10 protein-coding genes are annotated in these 11,818 nt (G+C 62.3%); 8 read left to right on the forward strand and 2 right to left on the reverse strand.

Annotated features, from left to right (window positions below):
• Nucleotides 1-347: 347 nt before the first annotated feature.
• The 7 genes from Q7F16_RS20710 to tauD all read left to right on the forward strand — a co-directional run bounded on the left by Q7F16_RS20710 (nt 348) and on the right by tauD (nt 8,682).
• Nucleotides 348-2,672, forward strand: a complete 2,325-nt coding sequence (locus Q7F16_RS20710; protein WP_409556868.1) for a Tex family protein — start codon at nt 348-350, stop codon at nt 2,670-2,672.
• Nucleotides 2,672-3,055 carry a PaaI family thioesterase gene (locus tag Q7F16_RS20715; protein ID WP_014336033.1) on the forward strand — a complete coding sequence of 128 codons (384 nt, stop codon included), beginning with the start codon at nt 2,672-2,674 and terminating at the stop codon, nt 3,053-3,055. Before Q7F16_RS20710 ends, Q7F16_RS20715 begins: the two co-directional genes overlap by 1 nt.
• Before the next feature lie 272 nt (nt 3,056-3,327).
• Nucleotides 3,328-4,911, forward strand: a complete 1,584-nt coding sequence (gshA, locus tag Q7F16_RS20720; protein WP_409556867.1) for a glutamate--cysteine ligase — start codon at nt 3,328-3,330, stop codon at nt 4,909-4,911.
• A gap of 248 nt (nt 4,912-5,159) precedes the next feature.
• Nucleotides 5,160-6,137 (forward strand): taurine ABC transporter substrate-binding protein, encoded by a 978-nt coding sequence (tauA, locus tag Q7F16_RS20725; protein WP_214510989.1) that lies wholly within the window; start codon nt 5,160-5,162, stop codon nt 6,135-6,137.
• 21 nt (nt 6,138-6,158) lie between these two features.
• Nucleotides 6,159-6,953, forward strand: a complete 795-nt coding sequence (gene tauB, locus Q7F16_RS20730) for a taurine ABC transporter ATP-binding subunit (protein ID WP_095963000.1) — start codon at nt 6,159-6,161, stop codon at nt 6,951-6,953.
• Nucleotides 6,950-7,789 (forward strand): taurine ABC transporter permease TauC, encoded by an 840-nt coding sequence (gene tauC / locus Q7F16_RS20735; protein ID WP_046065265.1) that lies wholly within the window; start codon nt 6,950-6,952, stop codon nt 7,787-7,789. The genes tauB and tauC overlap by 4 nt, the downstream gene beginning before the upstream one ends.
• 50 nt (nt 7,790-7,839) lie before the next feature.
• Entirely contained in the window at nt 7,840-8,682 is an 843-nt protein-coding gene (gene tauD, locus Q7F16_RS20740) for a taurine dioxygenase (RefSeq protein WP_046065264.1), read from the forward strand.
• A gap of 93 nt (nt 8,683-8,775) precedes the next feature.
• On the opposite strand, the gene mgrA is transcribed toward tauD, so the two are convergent.
• Both mgrA and Q7F16_RS20750 read right to left on the reverse strand, forming a co-directional pair.
• Entirely contained in the window at nt 8,776-9,813 is a 1,038-nt protein-coding gene (gene mgrA, locus Q7F16_RS20745; protein ID WP_014336027.1) for an L-glyceraldehyde 3-phosphate reductase, read from the reverse strand.
• A gap of 196 nt (nt 9,814-10,009) precedes the next feature.
• Nucleotides 10,010-10,900 carry a LysR family transcriptional regulator gene (locus Q7F16_RS20750; RefSeq protein WP_046065262.1) on the reverse strand — a complete coding sequence of 297 codons (891 nt, stop codon included), beginning with the start codon at nt 10,898-10,900 and terminating at the stop codon, nt 10,010-10,012.
• Nucleotides 10,901-11,016: 116 nt separating this feature from the next.
• On the opposite strand from Q7F16_RS20750, the gene Q7F16_RS20755 reads away from it, so the two are divergent.
• Nucleotides 11,017-11,757: an SDR family oxidoreductase gene (locus Q7F16_RS20755; RefSeq protein WP_046065261.1), complete on the forward strand. Its 741-nt coding sequence runs from the start codon at nt 11,017-11,019 to the stop codon at nt 11,755-11,757.
• Nucleotides 11,758-11,818: the final 61 nt, after the last annotated feature.

Raw genomic sequence — 11,818 nt, forward strand, 5'->3', positions numbered from 1 at the left:
TTTGATCTCGGCGCGCATTATGGCCTAGCTGCCGTTATACGCACCGTGTGCATTGTTAGCAGATTTTTCCTCTATCTCCACAAATCCGGGCATCAAGCCTACAGACCATGTCCCCCCCTCAGGACGGAACGCTGGTTATAATGCGCGGCCTTTTGTGCCAGGGAATGCCGGATCGTGACCCGGCGTGCCATTTTTTTCCCCTTGGCCAGGCAGCACTTTTTGAATTTCGCGGGTCAACAGGCTGCCTTTTGACCCAGGCAGCGGCGCATGCCAGGCCGCTCAACCAGTCTCGCCGAGCCCTGCTTCTGCGGCGGCGAGCCTGATTTCACAATTTGTCAGGTGGTTTTATGGACAGCATCAACAGCCGCATCGCCGAGGAACTCGGTGTACGCCCACAACAGGTCGAAGCGGCCGTCGCGCTACTCGATGAAGGCTCCACGGTGCCTTTCATCGCCCGTTACCGGAAAGAAGTGACCGGCAGCCTCGATGACACCCAATTGCGGCATCTGGAAGAACGCCTGCGCTACCTGCGAGAACTCGACGAACGGCGTATCAGCATCCTGGCCAGCATCCAGGAGCAGGGCAAGCTGACCCCGCAACTGGAGCGCGACATCAAGCTGGCCGACACCAAGACCCGCCTCGAAGACTTGTACCTGCCCTACAAGCAAAAGCGCCGCACCAAGGGCCAGATCGCCCTGGAAGCCGGCCTCGGCGAGCTGGCCGACGGCTTGTTCAACGACCCGACCCTGGCCCCGGAAACCGAAGCCGCGCGCTTCGTCGACACCGAAAAAGGCGTGGCGGACGTGAAAGCGGCGCTGGAAGGCGCCAAGTACATCCTCATGGAGCGTTTCGCCGAAGACGCCAACCTGCTGGAAAAACTGCGCAGCTACCTCAAGCAGGAAGCCACCCTCAGCGCCCGGGTGATCGCCGGCAAGGAAGAGGAAGGCGCGAAGTTCCGCGACTACTTCGAACACGACGAACCGCTCAAGAGCATGCCGTCCCACCGTGCCCTGGCGATTTTCCGTGGTCGCAACGAAGGCATTCTCAGCTCCGCACTGAAAGTCGGTGAAGAATTGCCAGGCACCATGCACCCGTGCGAAGGCATGATCGGCCAGCAGTTCGGCATCCAGAACCAGAATCGCGCCGCCGACAAATGGCTGGCCGAGGTGGTGCGCTGGACCTGGAAGGTCAAGCTCTACACCCACCTGGAAACCGACCTGCTGGGCGAGTTGCGCGATAACGCCGAGACCGAGGCGATCAACGTGTTCGCCCACAACCTGCACGACCTGCTGCTGGCCGCACCGGCCGGCCCACGCGCCACCCTGGGCCTGGACCCGGGCCTGCGCACCGGTTGCAAGGTGGCGGTGGTGGATTCCACCGGCAAACTGCTGGACCACGCCACGGTCTACCCGCACGTGCCGCACAACAAGTGGGACCAGACCCTCGCCGTGCTCGCCGCCCTGTGCGCCAAGCATTCAGTGGACCTGATCGCCATCGGCAACGGCACCGCCAGCCGCGAGACCGATAAGCTGGCCGCCGAACTGATCAAGAAATACCCAGCCATGAAGATGACCAAGGTCATGGTCTCCGAGGCCGGCGCTTCGGTTTACTCGGCATCGGAACTGGCCTCCAAGGAATTCCCGGACCTGGACGTGTCGATCCGTGGCGCGGTGTCCATCGCCCGTCGCCTGCAGGACCCGTTGGCGGAACTGGTGAAGATCGACCCGAAATCCATCGGCGTCGGCCAGTACCAGCACGACGTTTCCCAACTGAAACTGGCCCGCGGCCTGGACGCGGTGGTGGAGGATTGCGTGAACGCCGTGGGCGTGGACGTGAACACCGCTTCGGTGGCGCTGTTGGCGCGCATCTCTGGCCTGAATGCCACGCTGGCGCAGAACATCGTCACCCACCGTGACGAACACGGCGCGTTCAAGACCCGCGCCGCGTTGAAGAAAGTCCCGCGCCTGGGTGAAAAGACCTTCGAACAGGCCGCCGGCTTCCTGCGGGTGATGAACGGCGATAACCCGCTGGACTCCTCCGCTGTCCACCCTGAAGCCTACCCGCTGGTGCAACGCATTGCCGCCCAGACCGACCGCGACATTCGTTCGCTGATCGGTGACGCCGGGTTCCTCAAGCGCCTGGATCCGAAGAAATTCACCGACGAAACCTTCGGCCTGCCCACCGTCACCGACATCCTCCAGGAACTGGAGAAACCGGGCCGAGACCCGCGCCCCGAGTTCAAGACCGCCGAGTTCCAGGACGGCGTCGAAGACCTCAAGGACCTGCAACCGGGCATGATCCTCGAAGGCGTGGTGACCAACGTCACCAACTTCGGTGCCTTCGTCGACATCGGCGTGCACCAGGACGGCCTGGTGCACATCTCGGCCTTGTCCGAGAAGTTCATCAAGGACCCGCGCGAAGCGGTGAAAGCCGGTGATGTGGTGAAAGTGAAGGTCATGGAAGTCGACATCCCGCGCAAACGCGTCGGCCTGTCGATGCGCATGAGCGACACGCCGGGCGAGAAAGTCGACGGTGCCCGTGGTGCACGTCCTGGCTCGACGCCACGCCAGTCGCAGAACACCGCGCCACGCAAGGAGACCACCACCGCGGCTCCGTCCAACAACGCCATGGCCTCGTTGTTCGCCAACGCCAAGCAGTTGAAGAAACGCTGATGGACGTGCCAGCCGGGTTGGTGGAGAGCGCGTTCTTCAAGCTGCTCGGCTGCCGTCTGCACAGCCTTGGGGACGGGGTGGCGCAAGTCGCCCTGAGCCTTGAGCCGCCGCTGCGCAATCGCGGCGGCAAGCTGCACGGCGGCGCGCTGTTCAGCCTGGTGGACATCGCCATGGGACTGGCCTGCTCCAGTGTCCATGGCTTTGACCAGCAGAGCGCGACCATCGAATGCAAGATCAACTACATTCGCGCCGTGTCCGACGGCGACGTGTTGTGCACCGCCCGGGTCATCCACCCGGGCCGGCGCACGCTGGTGGTCGAGGCCGAGGTGATGCAAGGCGACAAACTGGTCGCAAAAGCGCAAGGCACGTTCGCTGTCCTATAGCTCCCTGTCATCGATTTGAGTTAATTTCGACGCCATGAATGCGGTGTCGGGCTTTCCTGTGGGAGCGAGCTTGCTCGCGATAGCGGTGGATCAGCAGCGCTGATGCTGACTGACCATCCGCCATCGCGAGCAAGCTCGCTCCCACAGGGGGGTTGCGGCGATTAGCCTTAGGCCGCACAAAAACCAGGCGAAAACGCCAGTTTCAACTTCACCCTTGTAGACCGTCTTGCCCACCCCCATATTGGGGCGACTGACGCGTGAAGGAATTCAACTTGAGCGATCTTTTAAACCGCCGCCTGGCCCTGCTCGGCGAGCGCGCCAACCTCTCCCTGCTCGAACAGTGCCTGCATGGCATCGAGCGTGAATGCCTGCGCGTCACCGGCGATGGGCACCTGGCGCAGACCCCACACCCCAAGGCCCTGGGTTCGGCGTTGACCAACGAACAGATCACTACCGACTATTCCGAGTCGCTGCTGGAGTTCATCACGCCGGCCCTGGCCAACCCGGCCGATACCCTGCGCAGCCTCGACAAGATCCACCGGTTTGCCTACAGCAAACTTGGCGACGAGTACCTGTGGAGCCCTTCGATGCCGTGCCCGCTGCCGGCGGAAGAGGACATCCCGATCGCGTATTACGGCACCTCGAACATCGGTCGGCTCAAGTACGTCTATCGCCAGGGCCTGGCCCTGCGCTACGGCAAGACCATGCAATGCATTGCCGGGATCCACTACAACTTTTCCCTGCCGGAAAAGCTCTGGCCCCTGCTCCGGCAGGCCGAAGGCGTCGAGGCCAGCGACCGTGACTTCCAGTCGTCGGCCTACATCGCGCTGATCCGCAATTTCCGCCGCTACAGCTGGTTGCTGATGTACCTGTTCGGTGCCTCGCCGGCCCTGGACGCCGGTTTCCTGCGGGGTCGCCCGCACCAGTTGGAGCAACTGGACCCGGACACCTTGTACCTGCCCTACGCCACCAGCCTGCGCATGAGCGACCTGGGTTACCAGAGCAACGCCCAGGCCGGCCTCACGCCTTGCTACAACGACCTGGCCAGTTACACCGACAGCCTGCGCAAAGCGGTGGCGACGCCTTATGCACCGTACGTCGAAGTCGGCACTCACCAGAACGGCGAGTGGGTGCAGCTCAACACCAACATCCTGCAGATCGAAAACGAGTACTACTCCAACATCCGCCCCAAACGCGTGACCTACACCGGCGAGCGGCCGATCCAGGCCTTGATGGCCCGGGGTATCCAGTACGTCGAAGTGCGTTGCCTGGACATCAACCCGTTCCTGCCGATGGGCATCGACCTCACCGAGTCGCGATTCCTCGATGCGTTCCTACTGTATTGCGGCCTCAATGACAGCCCGCAGTTGGAAAACAACGAATGCGGCAACGCCACGAGCAACTTCCTGACCGTGGTCAAGGAAGGCCGCAAGCCTGGCCTGCAATTGCAGCGCCAGGGTCAGTCGGTGGACATGCAGACCTGGGCCGTCGAATTGCTGGAAAAAATCGCCCCGCTGGCCTCGCTGCTCGACCAGAGCCAAGGTGGCGATGCCCACCGCCAGGCACTGGACGCGCAATTGGCGAAAGTCCGCGATCCGTCCCTGACGCCCTCCGCCCAAGTGCTGGCCGCCATGGCCGAGCATCAGGAAAGCTTCGCCCAGTTCTCCCTGCGTCAAAGCAAGGCCCACGCCGAATTCTTCCGCGCCGAGCCCTTGCCTGCCCAGGAACAGGCTGCATTCGAAGAAACCGCCAGTGCATCCCTGGTTCGGCAAACTGAGCTGGAGCAGAACGAGGTGGGGGATTTCGACGTGTTCGTGGGTTCGTATCAGGCAAGCATCCTGGCGATCAGCAACTGAATCCCTGCGTGCGAGAACGCTTTTTGTGGCGAGGGAGCTTGCTCCCGCTCGGCTGCGCAGCAGTCGTAAAAATGGGCCTGCTGCGCAGTCCAGCGGGAGCAAGCTCCCTCGCCACAAGGGTTTCCAGTCGAGTTTTATAGATTTTTTCGAAAATAAGCTCATTCGAAAAAGTTATTTATTTTCCATTTATTAGATCAATTAGTCTCCTCCAACGCCGAACATCCGGCGGCCTGTTGAGGAGCTTTCCCATGTCTTTGAGTTTCCCCCTTCGCCTTCTCGCGGCCGCCTCCCTGGCTGCAACGAGTCTGTTTGCCCAGGCGGCCGACCTGACCGTCGCTTACCAGACCACCGTCGACCCGGCCAAAGTCGCCCAGGCCGACGGCGCCTATGAAAAAGCCACCCAAACCAAGATCGACTGGCGCAAGTTCGACAACGGCGCCGATGTCATCACCGCCATCGCCTCGGGCGACGTGCAGATCGGCTACCTCGGTTCCAGCCCGTTGACGGCGGCCATCACCCGCAAGGTCCCGGTGGAAACCTTCCTCATCGCCACCCAGATCGGCGCCGCCGAAGCCTTGGTGGTTCGTGACGGTTCGGGCATCAACTCTCCACAGGACCTGATCGGCAAGAAAATCGCCGTGCCCTTCGTGTCCACCGGGCACTACAGCCTGCTCGCCGCGTTGAAACACTGGAACATCGATCCGTCGAAAGTCACCGTACTCAACCTGGCGCCACCGGCCATCATCGCCGCCTGGAAGCGCGGCGACATCGACGCCACCTACGTCTGGGACCCGGCCCTGGGCGTGGCCAAGGAAAACGGCAAGGTCCTGATCACCTCCGCGGAACTGGCCAAGTTCGGCGCCCCGACCTTCGACGCCTGGATCGTGCGCAAGGACTTCGCCCAGAAACATCCTGAAATTGTCACAGCCTTCGCCAAAGTGACCCTGGATGCCTACGCCCAATACCGCAAGGACCCACAAGCCTGGCTGGCCGATGCGTCCAACGTCGACAAACTGGTGAAGCTCTCCGGCGCCAAGGCCAGCGATATCCCGCTGTTGCTGCAAGGCAACGTCTTTCCCCTGGCGGCCGATCAGGTCGTGAGCCTCGGCGCACCGACCACCCAAGCCATCACCGACACCGCAGCCTTCCTCAAGGAGCAAGGCAAGGTCGAAGCCGTGCTGCCGGACTACGCGCCTTACGTCAGCGCCAAATACATCACTCGTTGAGCGAAAAAAGGGAGACACGCGATGGCCTTGCTACAGCTGGAGCGCATCAGCGCACAGTACCCCGGCGCGGCGGAACCGGTGCTGGCGGATATTTCACTGACCCTGGGGCCCCAGCAATTGCTGGTTGCCCTCGGCCCGTCCGGCAGTGGCAAGACATCGCTGTTGAACCTGATTGCCGGGTTCGTCGAGCCCAGCGCCGGGCAGATCACCCTCGACGGCACGCCCGTCAAGGGCCCGAGCGCCGAGCGCGGCGTGGTGTTCCAGGACGATGCACTGCTGCCTTGGCAGGACGTGCTGGCCAACGTTGGGTTCGGCCTGGAACTGGCTGGGGTCGGCAAGCAAAAGCGCGAAGCCCGGGCCCGGGAAATGCTTGCCCTGGTGGACCTGGCCGGTTTCGAGCAACGCCGTGTCTGGCAGCTCTCCGGCGGCCAGAAGCAACGCGTCGGCCTGGCCCGGGCACTGGCAGCCGACCCGCGCGTGCTGTTGATGGACGAACCTTTCGGGGCGCTGGACGCCTTCACCCGCGAGCAGATGCAGGAACTGTTGCTGCAGGTCTGGCAGCGCACCGCCAAGCCGGTGTTCCTGATCACCCATGACATTGAAGAAGCCGTGTTCCTCGCCACTGACTTGATTCTGTTGGCACCGAACCCAGGGCAGATCGTCGAGCGCCTGAGCCTGGATTTCGGCCAGCGCTACGGGGCCGGGGAATCGGCGCGGTCGATCAAGTCCGACCCGCGCTTTATCGAAACCCGCGAGCATGTGCTCGCCAAGGTGTTCTCTCAACGCAGCGCCACTCGGCCACAGGAGCGCGCATGAGCAGCTACGAAATTCCAGCCGCTGTCAGTGAAACGACGAGCAAGCGCCCGGCCGGCGGCTTGAGGCCCAGCCTGAGTACGCGCTGGATCAGCGGCTTGACCCTGATCGCACTGCTGGCGGTCTGGTGGGCCGTCACCGCCAGCGGCCTGATCGAACCGCTGTTCCTGCCCTCGCCGTCTGCCGTACTGCAAAAAGGTTGGCTGCTGGCGACCAGCGGCTACATGGACTCGACCCTCTGGCAGCACCTGGCCGCCAGCCTTGAACGCATCGGCCTGGGCCTGTTGTTCGCGGTGCTGACGGCGGTGCCGGTGGGCATCGCCATTGGCGCCAACCGCATCGCGCGCGGCGTGCTCGACCCGTTGATCGAGTTCTACCGGCCGATTCCGCCGTTGGCGTACTTGCCGTTGATCGTGATCTGGTGCGGCATCGGCGAGTTGTCGAAGGTGCTGTTGATCTACCTGGCGATCTTCGCCCCGATTGCCATTGCCACCGCCACCGGTGTGCGCACCGTCGACCGGGCCAAGCTACGCGCTGCGCAATCGTTGGGCGCCACCCGGGCCCAGTTGATTCGCCATGTGATCGTGCCCGGTGCCCTGCCGGACATTCTCACCGGCATTCGCATCGGCCTGGGCGTGGGTTGGTCGACGCTGGTGGCCGCCGAGTTGATCGCCGCCACCAGTGGCCTGGGGTTCATGGTGCAGTCAGCGGCGCAGTTCCTGGTCACCGACGTGGTGGTACTGGGGATCCTGGTGATCGCACTGATCGCCTTCGCCATGGAAATGGGCCTGCGCGCCCTGCAACGCAAACTGGTGCCATGGCACGGCCAGGCCCATTGATAGCCAATGACCACGCCGACCATTCGGCGCCCCAATCCGAGAACACGACGATGAACCGCCCGACCATTACTCCCTTGAGCACAGCCCTCGGCGCGCAGATCAGTGGGATCGATATCAGCCAGCCGCTGAACCCGGAACATCGCGAGGCCATCGAGCAGGCCTTGCTCAAGCATCAGGTGTTGTTCTTTCGCGACCAGCCGATCGACCCGACGCAACAAGCGCGTTTCGCCGCGTATTTTGGCGACCTGCACATTCACCCGATCTACCCCAACGTACCGGAGCAGCCCGAAGTACTGGTGCTCGACACCGCCGTCACCGATGTCCGCGACAACGCCGTGTGGCACACCGACGTGACTTTTTTACCGACGCCAGCCCTGGGCGCGGTGCTCAGCGCCAAGCTACTGCCGGCGTTTGGCGGCGACACGTTGTGGGCCAGCGGCATCGCGGCCTACGAAGCGCTGTCAGCCCCTTTGAAACGCTTGCTGGAAGGCCTGACAGCGACCCACGATTTCACCCGGTCCTTTCCATTGGAACGGTTTGGCAACACCGCCGAAGACCTGGCGCGCTGGGAAGAGGCACGGCGGAAAAACCCGCCACTGTCCCATCCGGTGATCCGCACTCATCCGGTGAGCGGGCGACGGTCGCTGTTCGTCAATGAAGGCTTCACGACACGGATCAACGAGCTGTCGGAAACCGAAAGCGAGGTGATCCTGAAACTGCTCTTCGCCCACGCTACCCGCCCGGAGTTCACCCTGCGCTGGCGCTGGCAGGTCAACGACATGGCGTTCTGGGACAACCGCGTCACCCAGCACTTTGCCGTCGATGACTACCGCCCCGCCCGCCGGGTGATGCACCGGGCGACGGTGTTGGGGGATGTGCCGTTTTTCAGGTGAGGCACTGAATCTGAATTGCTCTTGTGGCGAGGGGATTTATCCCCTCGCCACAGGATTGTGTATTCAGCTGATCATTGCAGATCAGCCGATTCGTTACTCAGCCGACGAAGGCTTCTCCCAAAGATTGATCCCGCCTTCCTGGGCAAACCGGTCGATCTCGGCCAGCTCTTCAGCGCTGAAGCTCAAGTTCTTCAGCGCCCCGACGTTCTCGATAATCTGCTCCGGCCGACTGGCACCAATCAGCGCGCTGGTCACGCGGGGATCGCGCAGGGTCCAGGCCAGGGCCATTTGCGCCAGGCTTTGGCCACGCCGCTGGGCGATCTCATTGAGGGCGCGTACATGGGCGATGTTTTCCTCCGACAGGTGCGAAGCCTGCAAAGAGCCGCCGCCCGGACGGTTCACCCGCGCATCGGCCGGAATACCCTTGAGGTACTTGTCGGTCAACAGGCCCTGGGCCAGTGGCGTGAAAGCGATCACACCGGTACCCAGTTCGTCGGTGGCGTCCAGCAGGTCCTTTTCCACCCAGCGGTTGAGCAGGTTGTAGGCCGGCTGGTGAATCAGCAGCGGGACTTTCCACTCTTTGAGCAGCGCCGCCATTTCCCGGGTCTTCACCCCGGAATACGAGGAAATGCCGATGTACAACGCCTTGCCCTGCTGTACGGCAGTGGCCAGTGCGCTGGCGGTTTCTTCCAGTGGGGTGTCGGGGTCGAAGCGGTGGGAATAGAAGATATCCACATAGTCCAGCCCCAGGCGTTGCAGGCTTTGGTCGAGGCTGGCGAGCACGTATTTGCGCGAGCCACCACCCTGGCCGTATGGGCCCGGCCACATGTCCCAACCGGCCTTGCTGGAGATGATCAACTCATCGCGGTACTGCTTGAAATCTTCGCGCAGCAACCGGCCGAAATTGATCTCGGCGCTGCCGTAGGGCGGGCCGTAGTTGTTTGCCAGATCGAAGTGGTTGATGCCCAGGTCAAACGCCGTGCGCAGCAAGGCACGCTGGGTATCGATGGGCGTACTGTCGCCAAAGTTGTGCCACAACCCCAGCGACAGCGCCGGCAGCACCAGCCCGCTGCGACCGACGCGGCGGTAAGGAATGGACTCGTAGCGGTTTTGCGCAGCGGTGTAGGTCATCGAAAGGCTCTCTGTTCGGACGCTGGTGGCAGAAGCTAACACTTCACAGACGCATAGGTCAGGCTGAAAGTTCGCAAATAGAGTGGGAGCGAGCTTGCTCGCGATAGCGGTGGATCAGCCAATGAAAATATCGCTTGGCAAGGCCTCATCGCGAGCAAGCTCGCTCCCACAAGGACAACGATAACTACGGGGCCCACTAACGCGCCTGCGCAAACACCTCCGCCACCCAATCCACGAATACACGAACCCGCGGCGACATGAGTCGGTTGTGCGGATAGAGCACCGACACCGGCATGGACGGTGGTGGGGTGGCGGTGAGGACTTCCTGCATCAGGCCTTGCCGGATCGGCTCTTCCATCCGGTAATGCGGGCATTGGATCAGACCCAGGCCGGCGATGGCCGAGGCGGCATAGATTTCGGCGCCGGACACCGACAGCGAGCCTCCGATCGGTACCTCCCTGAGTTCGCCATCGACCATGAACTCAAACGGATAGAGTTTGGCGGTGGTCCGCGAGACGTAGTTCACCGCTCTGTGATGTTTCAAGTCATCGAGGCTTTTCGGCTCGCCGTACTGGCGCAAGTAACCGGGACTGGCACAGGTGATCTGCCGGAGATTGGCGACACGCCGACCGATCAATGACGAATCCGCCAGCTCACCGGAGCGCAGCACGCAATCGACGCCTTCGGCGATCAGATCGACGAAACGATCGGCCTCGCTGATGAACAGTTCTATTTCGGGATAGCGGGCCATGAATTGCGGCAACGCCGGAATCACGAAATACCGTGCCTGGGTTCCGTGCAAGTCCACCCTCAACTTGCCTTTGGGCGCCACGCCGCGAAACGCCAGTTCGGCTTCTTCAAGTTCCGCCAGCAATTGCACGCAGCGTGGGTAATAGGCTTCGCCATCGAGGGTCGGGCGCACCTTGCGAGTGCTGCGCTCCAACAAGCGAACGCCCAGCCAGGCTTCGAATTGATTGAGGGTGTGGGTCAGCGTGGCCCGTGGCATGTTCAAGTCTTCAGCGGCCAGGGTGAAGCTGCTTCGCTCGTAGATGCGCACGAACACCTTCATCGCTTTGACTTGATCCATCTGAATCCGGCGCCTTTATTGTTAGTGATTGTTGAATAGTCAAGGCAACTTTCGGGCATTTATCGCCGAGAGTAAACATGTGAACCTGACTTCACCCACTTCAAGAGGACTCAAACATGCCGACTCAAACGTCCAAAGTTGCCATCGTTACCGGTGCTTCCCGCGGCATCGGCGCCGAAATCGCCAAGCAACTGGCCAGCGAGGGTTTCGCCGTCGTCATCAACTACGCCAACAGCGCCAGCGAGGCGTCCAAGTTGGTGGTGCAATTGCGCCAGGCCGGCCACCAAGCCATAGCGGTGAAGGCAGACGTGTCCTCTGCCACCGATGTTCGTCGGATGTTCGATGAAACAGAAGCGCAACTGGGCAAGGTCGATGTGTTGATCAACAACGCCGGCATCCTCCAGGTGATGCCCCTGGCGCAGCACAGCGACGAGCTGTTCGACCAGACGTTCGCCATCAACACCCGTGGCACCTTCAATACCCTGCGCGAGGCCGCGACCCGTTTGAATGACGGGGGCCGGATCGTGAATTTTTCCAGCAGCACCGTGGGCCTGAACCTGCCCGGCTACTCGGTGTACATCGCCAGCAAGGCCGCGGTGGAATCCCTGACCCAGGTGTTTGCCAAGGAATTGCGCGGTCGGCAGATCACGGTCAATGCCGTGGCCCCCGGCCCCGTCGCCACCGAACTGTTCATGCACGGAAAGAGTGAGGAACAGGTGCAGCACTACGCCAAGATGCCGCCCCTGGAACGACTCGGCCAGCCGCAAGACATTGCCAGCATCATCGCGTTCCTGGTGAGCCCGGCCGCTGGCTGGGTGAATGGACAGATCCTGCGGGCCAATGGCGGGCTGGTCTGAGGTTTTTTTCTGCGTCGCCAGTCAAGCCGCTATCGTCGGATCGCCGCCCGGAGCAGGCTCG

The organism is Pseudomonas sp. Lb2C2 (assembly GCF_052112205.1).
In the GTDB taxonomy this organism is placed as follows: domain Bacteria; phylum Pseudomonadota; class Gammaproteobacteria; order Pseudomonadales; family Pseudomonadaceae; genus Aquipseudomonas; species Aquipseudomonas kilonensis.